At 45.4% G+C, this 21967-nt stretch carries 15 protein-coding genes, 2 rRNA genes and 2 pseudogenes; 12 read left to right on the top strand and 7 right to left on the bottom strand.

What is annotated here, in order from left to right; genetic code table 11:
• From FTU95_RS04280 to FTU95_RS04260, 5 genes are all read left to right on the top strand, one after another.
• Window positions 1–103 (top strand): 23S ribosomal RNA (locus tag FTU95_RS04280); the annotation flags it as partial.
• A gap of 200 nt (window positions 104–303) precedes the next feature.
• Window positions 304–418: ribosomal RNA gene (rrf, locus tag FTU95_RS04275) — 5S ribosomal RNA — on the top strand.
• Between the two features lie 138 nt (window positions 419–556).
• Window positions 557–1750, top strand: coding sequence for an MFS transporter (locus FTU95_RS04270; protein WP_180077663.1), 1194 nt, complete (start codon window positions 557–559; stop codon window positions 1748–1750).
• Window positions 1751–1974: 224 nt separating this feature from the next.
• Window positions 1975–4386, top strand: a complete 2412-nt coding sequence (locus FTU95_RS04265; RefSeq protein WP_005169087.1) for a YgiQ family radical SAM protein — start codon at window positions 1975–1977, stop codon at window positions 4384–4386.
• A 399-nt stretch (window positions 4387–4785) separates the two neighbouring features.
• On the top strand, window positions 4786–5334 hold the full coding sequence (locus FTU95_RS04260) for a DUF2726 domain-containing protein (RefSeq protein ID WP_005169085.1): 549 nt from the start codon (window positions 4786–4788) through the stop codon (window positions 5332–5334).
• A 53-nt stretch (window positions 5335–5387) separates the two neighbouring features.
• On the opposite strand, the gene FTU95_RS04255 is transcribed toward FTU95_RS04260, so the two are convergent.
• The 6 genes and pseudogenes from FTU95_RS04255 to mdtD form a co-directional block, all read right to left on the bottom strand.
• Window positions 5388–5744, bottom strand: coding sequence for a RidA family protein (locus FTU95_RS04255; RefSeq protein ID WP_005094519.1), 357 nt, complete (start codon window positions 5742–5744; stop codon window positions 5388–5390).
• Between the two features lies 1 nt (window position 5745).
• Window positions 5746–6479 (bottom strand): annotated as a pseudogene (locus tag FTU95_RS04250) (hypothetical protein).
• A gap of 273 nt (window positions 6480–6752) precedes the next feature.
• Window positions 6753–7808 carry a DNA polymerase IV gene (gene dinB / locus FTU95_RS04245; protein ID WP_180077661.1) on the bottom strand — a complete coding sequence of 352 codons (1056 nt, stop codon included), beginning with the start codon at window positions 7806–7808 and terminating at the stop codon, window positions 6753–6755.
• Between the two features lie 20 nt (window positions 7809–7828).
• Window positions 7829–8845: pseudogene (locus FTU95_RS04240) on the bottom strand (MBL fold metallo-hydrolase).
• Window positions 8846–8903: 58 nt separating this feature from the next.
• A complete protein-coding gene (locus FTU95_RS04235; protein WP_180077659.1) occupies window positions 8904–9683 on the bottom strand; it encodes a GH25 family lysozyme in 780 nt (259 codons plus the stop codon).
• Window positions 9684–9750: 67 nt separating this feature from the next.
• Entirely contained in the window at window positions 9751–11142 is a 1392-nt protein-coding gene (gene mdtD / locus FTU95_RS04230; protein ID WP_180077657.1) for a multidrug transporter subunit MdtD, read from the bottom strand.
• 335 nt (window positions 11143–11477) lie between these two features.
• Here mdtD and FTU95_RS04225 point away from each other — a divergent pair, with 335 nt between their 5' ends.
• The gene (locus FTU95_RS04225; RefSeq protein WP_086044352.1) at window positions 11478–12452 is read left to right on the top strand and encodes a hypothetical protein; all 975 of its coding nucleotides are present in this window, start codon (window positions 11478–11480) and stop codon (window positions 12450–12452) included.
• 66 nt (window positions 12453–12518) lie between these two features.
• Here the strand turns inward: FTU95_RS04225 and FTU95_RS04220 are convergent, their stop codons facing one another.
• A complete protein-coding gene (locus FTU95_RS04220; protein ID WP_004732555.1) occupies window positions 12519–13139 on the bottom strand; it encodes a TIGR00730 family Rossman fold protein in 621 nt (206 codons plus the stop codon).
• Between the two features lie 332 nt (window positions 13140–13471).
• On the opposite strand from FTU95_RS04220, the gene FTU95_RS04215 reads away from it, so the two are divergent.
• The 6 genes from FTU95_RS04215 (at window position 13472) to FTU95_RS04190 (ending at window position 21956) form a co-directional block, all read left to right on the top strand.
• Window positions 13472–15049 (top strand): TerC family protein, encoded by a 1578-nt coding sequence (locus tag FTU95_RS04215; RefSeq protein WP_180077655.1) that lies wholly within the window; start codon window positions 13472–13474, stop codon window positions 15047–15049.
• Window positions 15050–15122: 73 nt separating this feature from the next.
• Complete coding sequence (locus FTU95_RS04210; RefSeq protein WP_180077653.1) at window positions 15123–15587, top strand: YchJ family protein; 465 nt, start codon at window positions 15123–15125, stop codon at window positions 15585–15587.
• Window positions 15588–15648: 61 nt separating this feature from the next.
• The gene (locus FTU95_RS04205) at window positions 15649–16293 is read left to right on the top strand and encodes a trimeric intracellular cation channel family protein (RefSeq protein WP_005108433.1); all 645 of its coding nucleotides are present in this window, start codon (window positions 15649–15651) and stop codon (window positions 16291–16293) included.
• Between the two features lie 130 nt (window positions 16294–16423).
• Window positions 16424–17743 (top strand): MFS transporter, encoded by a 1320-nt coding sequence (locus FTU95_RS04200; RefSeq protein WP_005108434.1) that lies wholly within the window; start codon window positions 16424–16426, stop codon window positions 17741–17743.
• Between the two features lie 165 nt (window positions 17744–17908).
• The gene (parC, locus tag FTU95_RS04195; protein ID WP_180077651.1) at window positions 17909–20128 is read left to right on the top strand and encodes a DNA topoisomerase IV subunit A; all 2220 of its coding nucleotides are present in this window, start codon (window positions 17909–17911) and stop codon (window positions 20126–20128) included.
• 151 nt (window positions 20129–20279) lie between these two features.
• Complete coding sequence (locus FTU95_RS04190) at window positions 20280–21956, top strand: long-chain-fatty-acid--CoA ligase (RefSeq protein ID WP_005094498.1); 1677 nt, start codon at window positions 20280–20282, stop codon at window positions 21954–21956.
• The last annotated feature ends 11 nt before the right edge of the window (window positions 21957–21967 follow it).

Here is a 21967-nt window from a genome sequence, read left to right as displayed (position 1 = left end):
TCCTCTAAAGAGCCGTTGAAGACTACGACGTTGATAGGTTGGATGTGGAAGCATAGTGATATGTGAAGCTGACCAATACTAATTGCTCGTGAGGCTTGACTATACAACACCCAAACAGTTGTTGTATTAAGCATCAATTGATTCGATATTCAGCAAAATAACTTGATTTAGTGATCAAGCTAGTTAAACTAAACAAACTTAATTCAACCCAAATATTCTGTTAATAACTCATTTGGTAGAAAGCATTGGCATACACTGAAAAGTGACGAAATAAGACCAAAGCGAGTATCCATAAACAGTTGTGCTGGCGACAATAGCAAGAGTGAACCACCTGATCCCTTCCCGAACTCAGAAGTGAAACCTCTTTGCGCTGATGGTAGTGTGGGGTTACCCATGTGAGAGTAAGTCATCGCCAGCTCATTATTCCAAACACCCCCAATTTAACAGTTGGGGGTGTTTTTTTGTGCGTGAAGAAAGGCTTAGGTGATCACTCAGATGAAATCTCCACAGAAAAAATGAGCGAAAGGCGTATACTGGATCTATCTAAGGAGCGGATATGTCCTCAAATTCATCTTCTAGCCATATTGAATATGGTACTACCGCATTTAAAGCAGTACTTTTTTCCTTATTTCTTGCCGGCTTTGCCATTTTCTCATCTTTGTATTGCCTACAGCCGATGATGCCCATTTTGGCAGATTATTTTCAGGTCAGTCCGACTCAAAGTAGTTTTCCCTTATCACTTTCTACCCTTGCCTTAGCCATTGGTCTGCTATTTACCGGACTGATTTCAGACCGTTTTGGACGTAAACCGGTGATGGTCTGTTCCCTGGCATTGATTGCAATTTTGTTAATGCTCAGTTCGATACTATCTCTTTGGTCGGTATTTTTATTGCTTCGGATCTTGATTGGTCTCTGTGTCAGTGGTGTGGCAGCAGTCGCCATGACTTATATCGGGGAAGAAATTGCCGAAAAAGATATCGGTTTCGCCATGGGCTTATATATTTCTGGTACAGCCATTGGCGGGATGGGCGGGCGTTTGATTGCCGGAGTTCTAGTTGATTTTATCTCCTGGCAATCTGCTACTCTGATAATTGGTATCTTAAATATCTGTATTGCAGGATTATTTTATTATCTGTTGCCGGCATCGCAACATTTTAAAGCTTATCCGATCAAGTTTAATCGATTCAAAAACTCATTCAGGCATAATCTGGCCGATCCGAAACTTCGGATTTTATTTCTGCAAGGTTTTATCCTGATGGGCTGTTTTGTCTCGATATTTAACTATCTCAGCTATCGTTTGCTTCAGGCACCTTTTGAATTATCACAGGCCTGGATTGGTTTAATCTCGGTGACATATTTGGCTGGTATTTATAGCTCCCCCCGAGCGGCACATTGGGGTCGGCATTATGGTAAATTCAAGACATTGGTCGTCATGATGCTGATGATGCTCCTTGGATTAACGCTCATGCTGCTCAACCAGCTGGCTCTGGTCTTTATCGGATTACTAATCTTCACTTTTTCATTTTTTGCCGCGCACTCTACTGCAAGTAGCTGGGTGTCGATCCAGTCGTTACAATATCGGGCAGTCGGTTCTTCGCTATATTTATTCTGTTATTACCTCGGTTCCAGTGTGTTGGGCAGTTCGAGTGGACTGGTCTGGGAAAATTATGGTTGGAGTGGATTAACTGCATTTATTACACTACTGTTGCTGAGTGGTCTGGCATTCAGTTTCAAGCTCCGCTCAGATTAGAACATCGTATTTAGATTTTTCTCTATAAAATAAACCCTGTGCATTTATCTTGCGGATCATTTTGCTTTCAATTCTGATGATGACCAGGCCTTGATTCGCTTAGTTCCTGATTTTGTATAAATTATAATCAAGCAAGCTGGGTCTAATTCATGGTAAAATGATCGGCTTTCATCTTTGATCTTATTTTAGATCTCCTATCATCTGCCAGCCGAGAATTGCTAGCCATGTCTACTGCTTATACCATGCAGACTGCGCCAAAAGCGTTGTTTGATTACGACAAATATTGGGCGTCTTGTTTTGACCCTGCGCCTTTTTTGCCGATGTCACGCGAGGAAATGGATCAACTCGGCTGGGACAGCTGTGACTTTATTCTGGTCTGTGGCGATGCCTATATTGATCATCCGTCTTTCTGTTCAGGTATTATTGGCCGGGTATTAGAAGCCCAAGGCTTTCGTGTCGGTATTATTGCACAGCCAGACTGGACCAACGTGGATGCGTTCCGCGTTCTGGGTAAACCGAATATTGCTTGGGGGGTAACGGCAGGGAACATGGATTCCATGATCAACCGTTATACCGCCGACCGTAAAATCCGCTCGGATGATGCCTATTCCCCAGATAATCAGCCAAATAAACGTCCAGACCGTGCAGCAACTGTATATTGTCAGCGTGTCCGTGAAGCATATCCAGATGTGCCTGTATTATTAGGTGGAATTGAAGCTTCTCTGCGTCGTATTGCACATTATGATTACTGGTCAGATAAAGTCCGTCGTTCAGTGTTGATGGACTCAAAAGCCGATCTTTTGATGTACGGCAATGGCGAACGCTCAATTACCGAAATTATGCATCGTCTGGCGCGTGGCGAAAAAATTCACGAGATTACCGATGTTCGCGGTACTGCGTTCATTGTCAATAAACATAACCGTGCATCGAAAGCAAAGTTTGTCGAAATTGCCTCGAATGATGTTGATGCGATTGGCCGTGTCGATCCAATCATTAACCCTTATGTGATGACTGAAGATCTGGAAGGTTGTGAAATTGAAAAAGACAAAGATAGTCTGACTCAATATCAAGGTTTCCAGAAAGAGCCTGTCGCCAATCCGATTGTGCGGGCCGGCGATGAGCTAGATCCTGATACGCAAATCGTGCAATTACAACCCGCTTCAAAAGCAATTAAACATAAATTACCACCGCGTGAACTGGCCGTAATTCGCTTGCCTGCATTTGAAGAAGTGGCTGCAGATCCGGTGCTTTATGCCCATGCCAACCGAATTTTGCATTTAGAAACCAATCCGGGCAATGCCCGTGCCATGGTACAAAAGCATGGTGAACGTGATGTCTGGCTAAATGCGCCACCAATTCCGTTGACCACGGAAGAAATGGACTATGTGTTTGACCTGCCTTATGCACGTTTGCCACATCCTGCTTATGGTGAAGCGCGTTTTCCAGCGTTTGACATGATCAAGTTCTCTGTGAATATCATGCGTGGCTGTTTTGGTGGCTGTACCTTCTGTTCGATTACAGAACATGAGGGTCGTATTATCCAGAACCGTTCTGAAGAGTCGATTCTGCGTGAAGTGGAAAAAATCCGTGATACGGCGCCGGGCTTTACCGGGATTATTTCAGACCTAGGTGGCCCGACAGCCAACATGTACCGTCTGGCCTGTAAAGATCCAGAGATTGAAAAGAACTGCCGTAAACCGTCGTGTGTCTTCCCGGGCGTTTGTCAGAACCTGCATACCGATCATGCACCATTGACCCAGTTATACCGTAAAGCACGTTCATTACCGGGTATTAAGAAGATCTTGATTGGTTCTGGTTTACGTTATGACTTAGCGGTTTTAAACCCTGAATATGTCAAAGAATTGGTAACCCATCACGTCGGTGGTTATTTAAAAATTGCACCGGAACATACCGAAAAAGGCCCACTCAATAAAATGATGAAGCCGGGAATCGGAACCTATGATCGTTTCAAACAGATGTTTGAACGTTATAGTAAGGAAGCCGGCAAGGAACAGTATCTGATTCCTTATTTCATCGCAGCGCATCCGGGGACTACCGATTACGACATGATGAATCTTGCGATTTGGTTGAAGAAGAACGGTTTCCGTGCTGACCAAGTACAGACCTTTTATCCATCACCGATGGCAACGGCTACCACCATGTATTACACCGGTAAAAACCCGCTTGCCAAAGTGGCACGTTATACTGAGCAAGTAGATATTGTCAAAGGTGATAAACGTCGTCGTCTGCACAAAGCTTTCTTGCGTTACCATGATTCAAACAACTGGCCGTTGTTGCGTGAAGCTCTGAGAGAAATGGGTCGTCAGGATTTGATTGGTAACTCCAAACAGCATTTGATTCCGACTTATCAGCCTGCTGGCAGTGCAGAAGGTCAATACCAGTCTGCGCGCAAGAAAAACTCGACAGTGGCGGGTGATTCGCAGAAACGTACCGGTGAGCAGGGAAATCGTGGCAAGGCTGCACAAGCTCAGTCCCGTCCTTCAAATACCAAGAAGCGTCCTGAGCGTGGTCAAATCCTGACCCAGCACACAGGCCTACCGCCGCGTGAAACAGGGGATGCCAAAAAACCATTTGGTGGATCAAAGCCGAAAGCAAAGCCTAAATCACGTGCATAATTGAGTTAATAGAAAAGACACTTCGGTGTCTTTTTTTAGCACTTAGGTAAAGTAACGTAGCTTGAAACGAGGACTGAAAAATGTAAAAGGATGTATTATTTACATTAAGTCTGGCTTAAAAGTGATATAAAAATAACACTTTATCGGAATTGTTCTACAGTTGGGCAGATTTGTATTGCGATCAATTCTAGGGATGTTTTAGAGTGCATTATCAGTACTTTAAATCCACTTTCATTGACATAGGGAAAGATGTCATTTTAGGTAACGCAGAATCAGGTTTTGATACCGGTTGTATGGGTATCTAAGCAGATTAGTTGTAAGACCTATTTAAAATAAAGTGTGAGTTTATACTGCACCACAATAAAACAAAAATGATGATAAGAATGCAAGGATTGAGGCATGACCACCTATATTATGATTGGGAGTTTCCTGCTCTTCTGTGTCGTGCTCATGGCATGGAAAACGCTCGGAAATAATTCCAAACCACAAGACAGCGCGTTAAAGCAGCGTGCTATTTTTAACCTGAATGAGCAATTGACCTTCACGCGCTTGAAGGAAGTATTACCTGAATATATTGTTTTGGCCCATGTGTCCTATGACGCCTTAATGACCACCAAATTTAACCGGACGCGACATAAATATCGCAACCTGACTGCAGATTTTGTGATTATGGATCAACAGCATCAGATTATAGCCATTGTGGCTGTGGATGATCCTTTAATCTTGAAGCGTCCACAGCAGACTGGTTTTCAGGATGCCTTGTTGAGTATGGCCGGTTATCGGGTGATTCGCTACGATGATGTGCCGGAATATTACCAGTTGCGGCAAGATTTTCTGCAGGAGCAAGCGCAAATGAAGAAAATGCCCAAATATACGGTCAGCAATGATCTGAAAAAGTATTATTTATATTCAGATTTAGAGCGCAGTAAAATCAAAGCAGTAGGTTAAAATAAAAAAGCATGCCATGAGCATGCTTTTTTATGCATATCGATTTTGCCACATTATTCTGGTTTGACGGCCACGACTGTCATTTCAACCAAAACCCGTGGATCATAAAGTTTTGCCTCGACACAGGTACGAGGTAATGCTTCGATATCAGCCACCCATGCATCCCAGATTTCATTAAATGCCGCATAATCTTTTTCAATGTCTTTTAAATAGATGGTCACCGACATGATGTGACTTTTGTCTGTACCGGCATCTGCCAGAAACTGGTCGATAATATCTAAAGTTTGTTGGGTTTGACCTTTGATATCCAGCTCAACATCTGTGGCCAGTTGCCCGGCAAGATGTACCAGATTGCCTGCAATGGCAATTTCTGAAAAGCGTTTCGAGATATGTAAGCGTTCCACTGTCATATTATTCATCCTGCGTTTTGGGCACCAGGGCTGCGACCAGTGCGGTCAGCAAGCAACCCACTGCCAGATAGAGGGCAATATAATGCCATGAACCGTCTGCCCAAATCACCCGTACTGCTGCAATAAATGGGGGTAAAACCACCACCAATAATACTGCCCATCTGATAGCCAACGCCGGCACCGCTGTAGCGATATTCGGTACCGAACAGGGAAGTGAAAATCGGTTGATGAGCCCTGACCACCCTGTCGTATGCAACATTTGCCAGTAAAATTATGTCGACAATGATCATTCAGGTGTTTTGTGCATCGAGTGCCATAAAGAATGAAAAGGCCGAGAGCGCACCAATCAAACTATTCTAGCCACACATTTTTTGATGATGAAATGTATCCACCCGTCAGGCAAAAAACGGAATGCTGAAACAGCGGATTGCACCGACCATCAAGGTGATATTCCAGAAGAACTGTTTGTCCATGCCCAAGTAATTGCTAGAAATTCCCATCAGGACGACGGTTAAGACCTGCATTTTCTTATGGCCAAGCTAGTGACCAACGTGACCAAAGACCATGCCATCTAAGGGCAAAACAGAAAGCCAACACCAAAAGTGGCCAATGCCGCCAGAGTGTCCATATTCTCACCAATGCTGTGGAAACTGATCTTTAAAAATTAAGGTTGCAACAATGCCGTAAAGGAGAAAATCGATACCAATCGACAACAGCACCAACAAAACTAGACAGCGCAGCTTTACGCGTGTTGTTTTTGAACTACAGAAGATTTACAGAAGACATGCAGGAAGGAAGTCCATGAGTTACATCAGAGTTGCCCTGTAATATTCGGATTTGATCGTCACGCCAATCACAGGACAGCATGCTGAAAGTAAAGGTGATTTTCAGCATCTCAGCATATACATGGATAATGCATTGCGCAGATAGAGTACTCTAAAAAATCAAAATATAAAAATAAAGTTGCTGTATTTTTAAACTGATGTTCAAAACATGAACAAAAGTCGTTTAGAGCAGTAATAATTGGGTTTCAGTCTCGGGGGCGCTGAGTTGATAGACGCCGACACCGATCAGCCGGAATTGCATCTGCGGCGCGATATGCAGATCATCCAATAGTAAGTCTAAGGCTTGTGCTAATTCCTGCGGACTGCGCAAGAGCTGCTTAAAACTTTTACTGTGTTGCATCACCTGAAAATTCTTGAGCTTTAATTTGACCGTAACGCCGCGAGCCGAAAGCTGCTTTTTTTGCAAGCTTTGCCACAGTTGTGTAACTAAAGCTTCCCAATAGGGATGGCACTGATTTAAATAAAGATCATCATCAAAGGTGGTCTCTTTGGAAATCTGCTGGCGTTCCCGTTCTACTTCGACCGGTCGTTCATCAATGCCTTGCGCATATAAAAACAGCCGCCGTCCATATTTACCAAAATGCTGAATCAGGATAGCTTCATCTATCTGTTGTAAGTCACCCAAGGTATCCAGATTCAGGCTTTTCAGTTTTTCCTGGGTGACTTTACCCACCCCGGGAATTTTCTTCAGCGGCAGATTCTGAATAAAACGCTGCACCTGTGAGGGCTTGATCACACAGATGCCATTCGGTTTGTGCCAGTCCGAGGCAATTTTGGCCAGAAATTTATTTGGTGCCACGCCGGCAGAAGCAGTCAGTCCAGTCACTTGAACAATATCCTCCCGAATCCGCATGGCGACCTCGGTAGCACTCGGAATCTGCTGTAAATTTTCTGTGACATCCAGAAAGGCTTCATCTAGCGATAAAGGCTCAATCAGGGCAGTATATTGCTGGAAAATTTGATGGATCTGTGCAGAGACCTGACGGTATTTGGCAAAGTCCGGCTCAATCACGATGACCTGCGGACAGAGCTTGCGCGCCTGTCCCATCGACATGGCAGAACGTAGACCATATTCGCGTGCCGGATAGGAGGCAGCCGCAACCACCGCCCGGGGATGATGCGAGGCAATCACCACAGGCAGGTGTCTGAGTTCTGGACGTTCACGCAGCTCGACCGAGGCATAAAACGCATCCATATCGATATGAATAATTTTGCGCATAGCCGCTATCTTAAGGGGCTTTAATCTGCTTGGGAAGAGACCGCTTCGCGGAGTAAGTAAGGCTGTGGGCCGCTGAGCAGGATGACTTTAGTGCCTTGTGCCTCGGCGGCCTGAATCAGCAGATTTAAACTTTTTGGCGTGTCATCTGCAAGGCGGGGTAAAAATTGTAGCGGCTGGCTTAAAGGCTGGAAAAAATCATCCCAATGTATCGGGATGACCACTTTGGGTTTGAGCGTTTGCAGGGTTTCAGCCAGATAGTGCTACTGATAGTCATTGGATTGTCTGGAGAGCTGGGCAATACCCAAAAATAACGTATCGACCTGCAGGTTTTTAAATTGATCCGGGATAAATCCGGTACTGGCCTTGACCAGAATCTTGTGTCCTGAATGCTCAATCAGGTAATCAAAACTGCCGCCTTCCTTAAATTCGGAAAATTTGGCCGGCAGGGCTAAAGGTTGGAATAACTCTTCGCCTAGGTCATCATTTACCGCTGTGGCTGGCGTATGTTGTGAAGGAATTGCGGTTACTTGAAATTTGTTGACGTGCTGTATTTGCTCAGGCGTGACGGAGTGTAACTGCTGCGGACTTACTTTGGGATTTGCCCGGGCGATATTCAGGCTAGTGGGTGAACCGATGACAGCGGTTTCAGGAAGCATTTCCAGTAAAGCCGGTAGATCCAGAACATGATCATAATGCGAGTGACTGACCAGAATGGCTTTGGCCCGGTGCAGTTCATGCTCTTGAATTAGCTGCCTTAATAGCACGCTATCACTCTGAATTGGACCGCTAAGCACTTGCGACAACGACGGCCGGCTAAAGAAACCATCTATCAGGATCTGATCCTGACCATCATCCAGCAACAGGGTGGAAACACCGAAAAATTTAACGTTTAGTCCAGAACGAGAGGAACTGCTTTGCGGCTGCCAGTTCTGAAAGTCACTGAGCTTGCCTGAAGGTTGCAGCAGATAAGCCAGCACACCCACGCTGAGCAGCAGAACAATCACCAGACCGAGTAAAATACCTTTAATCCATTTCAAGATTTTTATTTCCTTATTTTTCTACTTTTATAAAGCGCTTGTTTTCAATCGATCGATTTTATTTGGCCTGATGAGTAGATGATGGTACTGCAATTGCATTCATTCTCAGAAAATCCAGCCACTGCTGTTCTGAGCCATAGAACACATTCAGATCCACAGTTGTACTAATGCCGGGAATTTTACCCTGATTGCTATGTTGCCAGAAGGTCCATTTGGGCTGATTGTTTAAATCGGGCAGGCCCTTATACTCGCGTACCCAGAGTGGCACTTCGGGAAAATATCCTGCCAATACAATATTATAAAATGCTTTAGAAATATAGAAAACTGGCTGTTTGCCATAATGCTTTTGCAGGGCATCGTGCATGATCTGGATTTCGTTTAGAAGCTGCTCTTTGGAATAGGTATTGATGCAATTGCTGTCATATTCCAGATCAATCACCGGCGGTAAAGCATTGGCTTGCTTGGGGACGGAGTCGATAAAGTTCTGTGCCTGAATGCTGCCATCGCGACAAAGCCGATAGAAATGATAGGCACCAACCAGAAAGCCGCGTTCCCGGGCCTTGAGCCAGTTCTCTTGAAAACGCGTATCTTTAAAGTCACCACCTTCTGTGGCTTTCAGATAGACAAAACGGTATTTTTCCGGCGAAATCTGCTGCCATTGAATTTCTTTTTGATGATGTGATACATCGAAACCCTGGATCGGATAATCTGCTGCATGCGCAGAAGGGGCTTTAATCAGGCAAAGATAAATCATGGCGATAATCATCACGGCGATCAGAATGCCAAGCCCGATGAAAAGCGGCTGTTTGAATCTGTTCAGAGCCAGATTTTTTTGCATTTTCAGTTCTTACCTGTATCTAAACCTGAGCTTAAAGGCTGCATTCGCCTGGCGTTAATATATCGTATTAAACAGGGGTGTTTTTAGGAATATGCCAGAAAATATAAGCCGCAATAATATTGATACAGCCTAAACAGATCAGTGACACATGAAAAGCAGCCACCAGATTGTCAGCGCCGTAATAGGCACTCAGCATGTTGACCAGGGTGCCTGCCAGCGCCACCCCGATACTCATTGACAGCATCATGATCATCGACAGGAAACTGTTGCCGCTACTGGCATCCTGCTGGCTTAAGTCCTTTAAAGTTAGGGTATTCATCGATACAAATTGTAGGGAATTTAAAATGCCGAAGATAAAGAAATGAATTGCACGCAGCCAGATCGGGGTGTCCGCCGTGGTCAGGGCAAAACTGGCAATACACAGACCCACCAATAAGGTATTGACCAGCAAAACCCGACGATAACCAAAACGCTGAATGATTTTTCGGATAATCGGTTTAGACGCCAGAGAGCCGAGTACGATTGGAATCATCAATAGACCGGTAATAAAGGGCTCAAAACCAAAGGCGACTTGCAACATAAGGGGGAGTAAAAACGGAATCGAATTACCGCCAAGACGGGCAAAAAAATTCCCCAGAATGCCAATCGCATAAATTTTATTTTTAAAGAGCCGACTGCGGAACAGGGCATTGCTATGCGTATGCGAATGATAGGCATACATCAAGGCCGCCAAGATTCCGGCCAGAATCAGGCTTAGACTCCACCACAGCGAATTTTGTGGACTGGCAAAATTTTCAATTCCCAGACAGAGTCCCACCATGGCCACAACCAGCAAGACAAAGCCCCAATAATCAAAGCGAGCGACCAGCGGTTCAATGACATTCGGCATGGCCCTAAAAGTAATCAGCGCTCCCAGTAAGCCAATCGGCAGATTGATCAGGAAAATCCATTGCCAGGACAGATATTCCACCATCCAGCCCCCAAGAGTTGGACCAATCAGGGGGCCAATCAGGCCGGCCAGACTCATTAGGCTCATGGCAGCCAGAAACTGGGTACGGGGAATGATCTTGAGCATGGCCAAACGGCCGACGGGGAGCAGTAAGGCGCCACCCATTCCTTGCAAGATCCGATAAGCCAGTAATTCATTCAGACTATCTGACCAGGCACAGCCCAAAGAGGCCAAAGAGAAAATAATAATTGCAGCAAAATAGATATTTCTGACGCCGAAACGGTCTGCCAGCCAGCCACTCAAGGGAATACAGGCTGCCACAGACAAGACATAAGCCACCACAACACTGTGCATGCGTAAAGGATCGGCCTGTAAGTTATGTGCAATCGCGGGCAGAGCTGTATTAATAATGGTGGTATCCAGCCCCTGCATAAAAAATCCGATCGATACCAACAAGACCAGCAGTCTGAATTCGGGATCTAAGGCTTGATGCGTAGGCGTGGCATTCATAATTCTGGAAAACTGAAAATTTTGAATAGTTTAAAGGAAGAGTAAGGCACAGGTGTAGTGAATACGTGTGAACTTTTTTGCAAGATATAAATCAGTTATAAGTGTAAAACTCATAACAAAGTGAGTATTTATCAGATCGGTGCTCCATAGCTGTAAAGAGCGATAAAAATAAAATTAAAGCAGTACTTTTTTGTTTATAAACAGCTTTCTCTGTCAATTTCATCTTCATCAAATGAAAATATGACAAAATTGTCATGAAAATGAAATAAAACCGTCATAATCTTGGGCCAACTTTTCAGCAATGCTGAAATCTCCTCGCGTATAGGTTTGTTTTTATGACAATCGAGATTTTGATGGTGATCGGCTTCTGTTTAGCCGCTTATTCTATTGTCGGAAATGATGTACCTCAAACCCTAGGGACATTTATTTCTTCGAATTCACATCGCCCATGGTGGGTGTTGTGGATTTATATCAGCTCAATTTTAATTGTCGTATTGGTCTATGGTTGGTATGCATCTGGGGTGGGTGATGCCTCATACGGTCGTTTAGAAACCATTCCTTTCCCTGAAGGTGGCATTACCTGGCTGTACATTGTGCCGCCAATTCTCCTGTTACTACTGACCAGATACGGGATTCCAGTCAGTACCACCTTCCTGGTGCTTACGATTTTCTCTCCTGCCAGCCTGGGCTCGATGATGGTCAAATCGATGATGGGCTATGCCGTCGCCTTTATCGTGGCGATTGTTATCTATCGTTTTGTGGTCAAGCAGCTGGCACGCCATTTTGCCAAGACACGTCATCAGGAGCACTCCAAGGTCTGGATGGGCTTGCAGTGGGTCTCTACCGGTTTCCTGTGGAGTCAATGGCTGATTCAGGATCTGGCTAACATCTTCGTGTATGTGCCACGTCAGGTTCCATTTGAATTCCTGATGTTTGCGATTACGGTATTCGTGGTCTTGCTGGGCGTCATTCTGTATCAACGTGGCGGGGCGATCCAGAACATTGTCGACACCAAAACCGGTGTGACCGACATTCGTGCTGCAACGATTATTGACTTCATGTATGCCATTATCCTGTTAGTTTTTAAAGAGTGGAGCAACATTCCAATGAGTACCACCTGGGTATTCCTGGGATTACTCGCAGGTCGTGAATTTGCCATGTCGATGATTCTGGATGAAGTCAACAAACATCGTACTTCACGTAATGTCAGTGCAGATGCCATGAAACTGATGTTCGGTCTGGCTATGTCTGTCATTCTGGCAACAACTTTGCCGATGTTTTACGAGTTCGTGACGAATTATGGTCAATAAGTCCTGATATTAAAAATCCAATAAAAAAGCGAGCCAGGTGCTCGCTTTTTTATTAATTGGAACGGTTTAAACCACAAATCTTTGCGGATGGCCTAAATTGGTTAAAGTTGTATAAATTTCTTCTTCGTGTTCGCAAATGATCAGTTTGGCGCGATGCTGTGGTGGTAAAAAACCATCTTCGACTGCACGGTCCAGCTGCGCAATCAAGGCATCATAGAAACCATTCACGTTATACAGCATCATCGGTTTCTGGTGCTGGTTCAGCTGACCCCAGGTGGCAATTTCCAGAATTTCCTCAAACGTGCCCAGTCCGCCCGGTAGTGCCACAAAGGCACAGGCCCGCTCAGCCATCATAGCCTTACGTTGATGCATGCTGGTCACCACATGTAATTCAGTGAGCTGGTTATGGGCAATTTCATAATCCAGCATAAATTCGGGAATCACCCCAACGGCTTCACCGCCATGCTGGATCATGGCATCCGCGACCTGTCCCATCAGGCCAATACTGGCGCCACCATAGACTAGCCCGAAACCATGTTCTGCCAGTCCTTGCGAGAGATGAATGGCTTTTTCTAAATAAACCGGTTTGTTGCCTGCACGTGAACCACAATAGAGTGCCACTAGAGGGCGAGTTGTTTTTGGGGAGTTGTCTTTAAAATAATCTGTCATTTGAATTACGCTTTGCATTTATTTTCTTCACCTTATCATTTTTCTTTCTGGTGACTCTAGCTTAATTAATAAATATGACAATTCTGTGTGCGGCTACATTTTCACTGCAATAGGGCTCAGCAAAATTCATCGATAAACAGCCATGAAAACAGGTGAATTTCAAATTGATCTTGATATACTGAAAATTGGTTTCACAACAATAGAACGAAAATGGGTAGTGGTAGTTGGCCGTGTAACGCTATAAATCGCCGTCAAGTAATTGGTATTGTTCAATATCAAAAATATTATGCTGTTTCATTACAGTCTCGGTTCATTCAATGCTGCAGTCCTGAGCTTCAGGAGCCAAGCGTATGATCTTTGAATGGATGTCGGACCCTTCAGCCTGGGTCGGTTTACTCACGTTAATTGTTCTTGAGATTGTACTCGGGATCGACAATCTGGTTTTTATTGCCATTTTGGCGGAGAAACTGCCACCAGAACAACGTAATGCCGCGCGGATTGTGGGCTTAATGCTGGCCCTGGTGATGCGTTTGATCTTGCTGGCTTCGATTGCCTGGGTGGTCACTCTTACTGATCCACTGTTCCAGATCTTTGATCATGCTTTCTCGGGCCGGGATCTGATTCTATTGTTTGGTGGGGTATTCCTGCTGTTCAAAGGCACCATGGAACTGCATGAGCGTCTGGAAGCCAAACCTGTCATTAAAGAAGAAAATCCGGTACATGCGGTATTCTGGATGGTCATTGTCCAGATTGTAGTCCTGGATGCGGTATTCTCGCTCGACAGCGTGATTACTGCGGTGGGCATGGTCAAAGACCTGTCTGTGATGATGATTGCCGTGATTATTGCCATCGGGATTATGCTATGGGCATCCAAAGCCTTGATGGATTTCGTCAATAAGCATCCGACCGTGGTGATTCTGTGTCTTGGCTTCCTGATGATGATCGGTTTCTCGCTGGTGGTAGAAGGCTTTGGTTTCCATATTCCGAAAGGTTACTTATACGCAGCAATTGGCTTCTCTGTCATTGTCGAGTTTATTAATCAGACCATGAAACGCAATCAGGAAAAAATGGTGACCACCACGGATATGCGTTACCGAACTGCTTCTGCAGTGATGCGGATGCTCGGTGGTAAACCTGCTCAGGACAATGATTCTTCGGAGCCGGAAGATGTTCTGGCAACCCGTGCCTTTGCTGATGAAGTCTTTAATGATGACAACGGCATCTATCACAGTGTCATGGTGCAGGGAGTTTTGGGTCTGTCTGAACGTCCGGTAAAATCGGTGATGACGCCGCGTCCCGAACTGGAATGGATCGATCTGGACAATGATGCCGACAGCATCAAAGCACAATTGTTGCAGATGAGCCATTCGCGTTTGATCATCGCTCGCGGCGAACTGGACAATATTGCCGGTGTGGTGCTGACCCATAAAGTCCTGAATGAATATATTGAAACTGGGGTGCTGGACTTTGAAAAGCATTTACGTGAGCCAGTCATCGTACATGAAAATGCTCAGGTACTGATGGTGATGGATCAGTTGCGTCAAGCTCCCTTACAGATGGCGATTGTGCTGAATGAATATGGCTCAATTGAAGGGATTGCCACGCCGATTGATATTCTTGAAGCGATTGCCGGTGAATTTCCAGATGAAGATGAGCTGCAAGTGGCAGCAGAAAGTCTGGATGATGGTAGCCTGATTCTGGATGGTTCTACCGATATTCGTCACGTTTCCTTGCTGCTGGATCGTGATCTGGTCAATGAAACCGAAGAATATTCAACCCTGTCCGGCTATGTGTTATTCCATATGGCACGTTTACCACATAGCGGTGAAAAGTTTGAAGCAGTCGGGCATATCTTTGAGGTCGTGACTATGGACGGTCATAAGATCGATAAAGTGCATATCATTCCGCAGCTTCCTGCACAGGACTAGACTCTAGCCAGTGTTTGGCCTGTAAAGTTTGCTAAAATAGCCCGCATTGTCGGGCTATTTTTATGGAACTGAAATGTCAGAAGCATGTCCATGTGGACAAGGCGAATATCACAACTGTTGTCAGCCGCTGCATGCAGGACAACAGGTCGCAGAGACTGCACAGCAACTCATGCGTTCCCGTTATAGTGCCTTTGCCAAGCATGAAATCGATTACATCAAAACCACGACTGCGCTGGGTCAGCAGCAGGCACTGGATTTGCAAGCCATTAGCGATTGGAGCAAAGCCAATCAGTGGTTAAAGCTTGAGATTATTCAAGCCAATGAAAAATTAGATAAAAATCATGCCTTAGTCGAGTTTAAGGCGTATTTTCATGCTGGCAAGCAGGCACACGTGCATCATGAAGCTTCGCATTTTGTAAAATTTGAAGGCCACTGGTATTTTCTGGACCCGACCACGGAGCAGAAACTCAGCATGAAACAGGTTTGCATTTGTGGCTCGGGGAAAAAATTTAAGCAATGTTGTGCGGGATTTTTATAACTTTCACATAGATTTAGCTTAGAATAAGCGCCATCTCAAAGCCTCAGGTGGAAGCAGGGCGATGTTACTGACCGTCATCTATATTATTGCAATTACCGCTGAAGCGATGACCGGGGCACTGTCCGCTGGCCGGCGCAGCATGGACTGGTTTGGTGTCATGATCATTGCCTGTGTTACGGCACTGGGTGGTGGGTCGGTTCGTGATGTTCTGCTGGGACATTATCCTTTAACCTGGGTCAAACACCCCGAATATCTGGTGCTGACCTGTTGCGCTGCTTTCGTCACCATCCTGATTGCAAAATGGATGCGCCAGTTACGTAATGTCTTCCTGGTACTGGATGCCTTGGGTCTGATTGGTTTTACCATTATTGGCTGCCAGATTGCTCTGGAAATGGGACATGGTTTTGTGGTGAGTGCCGTTGCAGGTGTCTTGACCGGTGTATCCGGCGGGATCTTGCGTGACATCCTATGTAATGATGTACCTTTGGTTTTCCGTCGTGAACTGTATGCCAGTATTGCTTTTGTTTCAGTGATCTTTTACTGGCTCTGTAGCCATTACGGCTTGTCGCAGGACCTGACCATTCTTTCCACCCTGATTTTCGGCTTTAGCTTGCGTTTGATCGCCATCTATTTTGGACTGGAAATGCCAAAATTCATTTATAAAGAAGATGATGAACATTCGGCATCTTCCAAAGACGAATCCTGATTTGTAATCGTCATGAATGCGGCTATAAAAAATAGCCGCATTCAGCTTAATTCATAGTATAAAAAATACAAAGCAGCCTACCTGTTGAGAAAGCAGCATCTCCCGTTCCACCTGATCAGAGATTTTTGTTATGGATTTAGTTTCTCGCATACAACGCTTACCGATTGGTCGGTTTCATTACACCTTGCTGGTGGTGATTGGACTCGGTTGGATGTTTGATGCCATGGATACCGGATTGATTTCGTTTATTCTGGCAAAAATGGCTGAAGACTGGCAGATGACTGCGGATCAAAAAAGCTGGGTAGTGTCGATTGGTTTTGTTGGTATGGCAATCGGTGCAATCTGTTCAGGTGGTCTGGCAGACCGTTTCGGCCGTAAAACCGTATTCGCTGTGACACTGGTGATTTATAGCTTGGCTACAGCGGCCTGCGCTTTTGCACCGAATTTGACCTGGTTGTTGGTGTTTCGTTTTATCGTCGGTTTAGGTCTGGGTGGACAGTTACCCGTGGCAGTGACGCTGGTCAGTGAATATATTCCTGCGCATGTGCGTGGCCGTTTTATCGTATTGCTGGAAAGCTTCTGGGGACTGGGCTGGTTGGTTGCGGCTCTGGTATCGCGCTTTGTCATTCCGGATTTTGGCTGGCAAACCGCTTTCCTGATCGGTGGTCTGCCTGCGCTATATGCGATTGTGATCTGGAAAATGGTGCCGGAATCTATTCCATTTCTGATTAACCGTGGCCGTGTAGAAGAAGCTTCGGCACTGGTGAAAAAGATCGAGCGTCAATGCGGCGTTGAAGTTTATGAAATCTTTGAAGTGAAGCCGGTCGCAGAGAAACAGTATATTTCATTTACCCAGTTGTGGTCGGGTATCTTTGCGCGTCGTACCCTCATGCTGTGGCTGATCTGGTTCGGTATTATATTTTCTTATTATGGCATCTTTACCTGGTTGCCAAGTTTGCTGGTCAAAGAAGGCTATAGCATCGTCCAGTCCTTTGAATACGTGCTGATTATGATTTTAGCGCAGTTGCCCGGTTATCTGGTGGCAGCATGGCTGGTCGAAAAACTCGGTCGTAAACCGACCTTGGCAGGTTTCATCGGCATGTGTGCCATCTCGGCATATTTCTTTGGCCAGTCGGGCAGTGTCACCGAAATTGTGATCTGGGGCTGTCTGATGTCCTTCTTTAATCTGGGTGCTTGGGGCGTGCTTTATACCTATACACCAGAACAATATCCAACCAATATCCGTGCTTTTGGTTCAGGCTGGGCTGGCGCAGTAGGCCGAATTGGGGGCATCGCAGCACCTTTTGCTGTCACCCATCTGATGGGCATGCCAAATGGTTTCAGTTATGTCTTCACCATGTTTACTGCGGTTCTGGTTGCCGTTGCAATCGTGATTCTGGTTTTGGGTGAAGAAACCAAAGGCAAGACCCTTGAGTCGATGGGCTTATAAACTTGATGAATTTTTAGTTGCTTAGGGTCTATAAAGTGGATATTTTTAGGCCATAAGACACAAATTGTCGCGCTGAGGCATTTGATGCTCTTGTGTCATCCCCAGCCGCGACATAGCATAAGAAACATTGATACAAAAACGAATTATTTAGGACTATAGGTTGTTATGACAAGCCTTGCGCATCATGCGACAGAAAACCGCTCCGTAGCAGAATTTACCGAACAAGCTTATCTGAATTACGCCATGTACGTGATTATGGATCGGGCATTACCGCACATCAGTGATGGCCTGAAACCGGTACAGCGCCGTATTGTCTATGCCATGAGTGAGCTGGGCCTGAAATGGACCAGCAAACCAAAGAAATCTGCACGTACCGTCGGTGACGTACTGGGTAAATATCATCCGCATGGTGACTTGGCCTGTTATGAAGCCATGGTGCTGATGGCACAGCCGTTTAGCTATCGTTATCCGTTTATTGAAGGACAGGGCAACTGGGGCTCACCCGATGATCCGAAGTCTTTTGCCGCAATGCGTTATACCGAAGCCAAACTGTCTCAGTACAGTGAACTGTTACTGTCTGAACTGGGTCAGGGTACCTGTGACTGGCAGGACAACTTTGACGGTTCGATGAAAGAGCCGGTGAACTTGCCGGCACGTGTACCGAATATTCTCTTAAATGGTACAACGGGAATCGCCGTCGGTATGGCCACCGACATTCCGCCGCATAACCTGCGTGAAGTGATTAAAGGCACCATTGCCCTGATTCGTAACCCGAATCTGACCGATGAAAAAATCTCAGAATATATTCCTGCGCCGGACTTGCCGACCAAAGCAGAAATTATTACCCCACCTGCTGAACTGTTAAAAATTCAGGTCACAGGTCGTGGTAGTTATCGTATGCGCGCGGTCTATACCGTCGATAAAAATGAAATTGTGATTACCGAACTGCCATATCAGGTCTCAGGCTCCAAAATCATCACCCAGATTGCCGACCAGATGCAGGCCAAGAAACTGCCTTTGGTCAGCGATGTACGGGATGAATCGGATCATGCCAATCCAACCCGTTTAGTGATTGTATTGCGTTCTAACCGGATTGATGCCGAAGCGGTGATGAGTCATTTATTTGCCACCACTGATCTGGAATCGAGCTACCGTGTCAACATGAATATGATTGGTGCTGATGGCCGTCCACAGGTGAAATCGATTCGTCGCATTTTACTGGAATGGATCGAGATCCGTAAAACCACGGTGACCCGCCGTCTGCAATATCATCTGAACAAAATCGAAAAACGCCTGCATATTCTGGGGGGGCTGATCATTGCCTACTTGAGTATCGATGAAGTGATTCAGATTATTCGTGAACAAGATCAGCCCAAGCCCGTGTTAATGGAACGCTTTGGCATTGATGAGATTCAGGCCGAAGCCATTCTGGAGCTGAAATTGCGTCATTTGGCCAAGCTTGAAGAAATGGAAATGCGCCGTGAGCAGGACGAGCTGGAAGCGAAGGCTGCGGTGATTCGTGAACAGCTGGCCAATCCGGAATCTTTAAAAGCGCTGATCATCAATGAACTGAAAGATGATGCCAAGAAATTTGGCGATGATCGCCGTTCGCCACTGGTGCAACGTGCCGAAGCTGCTGCGATTAATGAAAATGAAATGTTACCAGCCGATCCTGTGACCGTTATTTTGTCGGAAGCTGGCTGGATTCGCTGTGCCAAAGGCCATGATGTTGACGCTGAAAATCTGAATTTCCGTGCCGGTGATCAATATCTCAGCCATGCACAGGGCAAATCCAATCAGCGTGTCTATATATTAGATGAATCGGGACGTAGTTATGCCTTGCCAATCAATAACCTGCCGTCGGCGCGTGGTCTGGGTGAACCTTTAAGTTCAAAATTATCACCTGCCAGCGGCATCGGTTTTAAACAGGTCTTTGTTGCAGAGGATGAGACGGAAGTCCTGGCGCTGAGTAACAAGGGCTATGGTTTTAAAACGCAGGCCAAACAGCTGGATACCAATGCCAAAGCAGGGAAGGCCTTCCTGAACTTATCCGATGGGGCGCAAGTCATGAGCCTGCAGCCACTCGAAGATGCCACGCATGTTGCACTGCTCAGTTCAGCAGGACGCCTGTTGATTGTCGATTTGGCAGAATTGCCTGTATTGAACAAAGGTAAAGGAAATAAATTGATACAACTTGAAGGTGGTGATCAAATTTTGTCCATGACAATATTGAAGCTTGATGAAATAATTCAAGTGCTTGCAGGACAACAGCAGTTAAAATTAAAAGGGGATGATTTGCAGAAATATATCGGCAAGCGCGGTGCAAAAGGACAGCTTTTACCACGCGGATATCAAAAAGCAAATAAACTGTTGATTCAAAGATAAGACTAGCATCCATCCTGTAAAATACGTTATATATGAACAACGATTCAACAAGATGGATGCAATATTGCACATATACAAGTCTAAAAATGGCGTGTGATATTGAAAAAAACAGTTGAAAACACTAAGGATTATGATTGGAGAGATGGGCATTATGGAAAAAATTTGGTTGGCTGAATACCAAAAGACAGGGATTCCGGAAACAGTAGAATTACCGGCAGAGAATACTTCTCTAGTCGATGTTTTTGAACGTAATTTCCAAAAATTTGGTTCGCGTGATGCCTTTATCTTTATGGATAAGGCCATGACTTTCAATGATCTGGAAGAGGCGAGCCGTAAGTTTGCAACGTATTTACAAAGCTTGGGGTTGGCAAAAGGTTCACGTGTGGCGGTGATGATGCCAAACGTTCTTCAGTATCCGGTCGTGGCACTTGGGGTTTTCCGCGCAGGGTTGGTACTGGTCAACGTCAATCCACTTTATACTTCGCGTGAACTTGAGCATCAACTCAATGACTCAGGTTCTGAAGTCCTGGTGATTATTGAGAACTTTGCCTCTGTTTACCAGGCGATTCTGGGTAAAACCCCGGTAAAACATGTGGTTATTGCTTCTGTAGGCGATATGCTGGGTGCTTTGAAAGGAACTCTGGTGAACTTTGTCTTGCGTTCTGTGCGTAAGCAGATTCCAGCTTGGGACATTCCAGGCCACGTGAAATTCAATACGGCATTAAATAAAATTAGCCCGAGCAATTACAAACGTCCTGAGTTGAGCCTGAGCGATACTGCGGTTCTACAATATACTGGTGGTACTACGGGCGTATCGAAAGGGGCTGAACTGACACATCGTAACCTGGTTGCGAACATGTTGCAGTGTGACGGGATCTTCCAGAGTAAGTTTGGTGCACAAGATGGCCAGCCAGATGACCGTATTTTCTGTGCCTTGCCGCTTTATCATATCTTTGCATTCATGGTGTGCGCACTTTATGGCATGTATAAAGGTCAGGCCAACGTCCTGATTCCGAATCCGCGTGATCTTCCTGCGGTGATGAAGGAACTACGTAAATACCAGCCGACTTTCTTCCCGGCAGTGAATACACTATTCAATGCGCTGGTGAACAATGAAGAGTTCAAACAGCTTGATCATAGCAAATTGAAAATGGCGATGGGCGGCGGTATGGCGGTACTTCCTTCTACAGCAGCAGCGTGGAAAAAGCTCACTGGAACCAATATTGTTGAAGGTTATGGCTTGTCTGAAACCTCTCCGGTTGCAACGGCAAACCCGCCTGCTTCTGAAGAATTCAGTGGCACCATCGGTATTCCATTGCCATTAACTGAAGTGGCGATTCTGGATGATGACGGCAATGAAGTTGCACTGGGTGAGCAAGGTGAAATTTCAATCCGTGGTCCTCAGGTCATGAAAGGCTACTGGAACCGCCCAGACGAAACTGAAAAAGTCATGGTTAATGGCTTCTTCCGTACTGGTGATATCGGTGTCATGGATTCACGTGGTTATGTGAAAATCGTAGACCGTAAAAAAGACATGATTTTAGTGTCTGGTTTTAACGTGTATCCATCTGAGATTGAAGAAGTTGTTGCAACCCATCCAAAAGTACTGGAAGTGGCTGCGATTGGTGTGCCAGATGAAAAATCTGGTGAAGTACCGAAACTGTTTGTTGTGAAAAAAGATCCGTCTTTGACCACAGAAGAAGTCTTGGCCTTCGCTAAAGAAAATCTGACCGGTTATAAACGTCCACGCTATGTGGAGTTTATGGACGAATTACCGAAATCGAACGTGGGTAAAATCCTGCGTAAAGATTTACGTAAAACAGCTTAAACTCGATATTA

The sequence above is a fragment of the Acinetobacter sp. YH12208 genome (assembly GCF_013418055.1).
GTDB classification, from domain to species: Bacteria; Pseudomonadota; Gammaproteobacteria; order Pseudomonadales; family Moraxellaceae; genus Acinetobacter; species Acinetobacter pseudolwoffii.
The sequence above is the reverse complement of the archived record's forward strand: the minus strand, read 5'-3'. Positions and strand labels throughout refer to the sequence as shown.

Coding starts and splice junctions, on each gene's coding strand:
- FTU95_RS04270 (WP_180077663.1), top strand. CDS start 557: ATGTCCTCAAATTCATCTTCTAGCCATATTGAATATGGTACTACCGCA.
- FTU95_RS04265 (WP_005169087.1), top strand. CDS start 1,975: ATGTCTACTGCTTATACCATGCAGACTGCGCCAAAAGCGTTGTTTGAT.
- FTU95_RS04260 (WP_005169085.1), top strand. CDS start 4,786: ATGACCACCTATATTATGATTGGGAGTTTCCTGCTCTTCTGTGTCGTG.
- FTU95_RS04255 (WP_005094519.1), bottom strand. CDS start 5,744: ATGACAGTGGAACGCTTACATATCTCGAAACGCTTTTCAGAAATTGCC.
- dinB (WP_180077661.1), bottom strand. CDS start 7,808: ATGCGCAAAATTATTCATATCGATATGGATGCGTTTTATGCCTCGGTC.
- FTU95_RS04235 (WP_180077659.1), bottom strand. CDS start 9,683: ATGCAAAAAAATCTGGCTCTGAACAGATTCAAACAGCCGCTTTTCATC.
- mdtD (WP_180077657.1), bottom strand. CDS start 11,142: ATGAATGCCACGCCTACGCATCAAGCCTTAGATCCCGAATTCAGACTG.
- FTU95_RS04225 (WP_086044352.1), top strand. CDS start 11,478: ATGACAATCGAGATTTTGATGGTGATCGGCTTCTGTTTAGCCGCTTAT.
- FTU95_RS04220 (WP_004732555.1), bottom strand. CDS start 13,139: ATGCAAAGCGTAATTCAAATGACAGATTATTTTAAAGACAACTCCCCA.
- FTU95_RS04215 (WP_180077655.1), top strand. CDS start 13,472: ATGATCTTTGAATGGATGTCGGACCCTTCAGCCTGGGTCGGTTTACTC.
- FTU95_RS04210 (WP_180077653.1), top strand. CDS start 15,123: ATGTCAGAAGCATGTCCATGTGGACAAGGCGAATATCACAACTGTTGT.
- FTU95_RS04205 (WP_005108433.1), top strand. CDS start 15,649: ATGTTACTGACCGTCATCTATATTATTGCAATTACCGCTGAAGCGATG.
- FTU95_RS04200 (WP_005108434.1), top strand. CDS start 16,424: ATGGATTTAGTTTCTCGCATACAACGCTTACCGATTGGTCGGTTTCAT.
- parC (WP_180077651.1), top strand. CDS start 17,909: ATGACAAGCCTTGCGCATCATGCGACAGAAAACCGCTCCGTAGCAGAA.
- FTU95_RS04190 (WP_005094498.1), top strand. CDS start 20,280: ATGGAAAAAATTTGGTTGGCTGAATACCAAAAGACAGGGATTCCGGAA.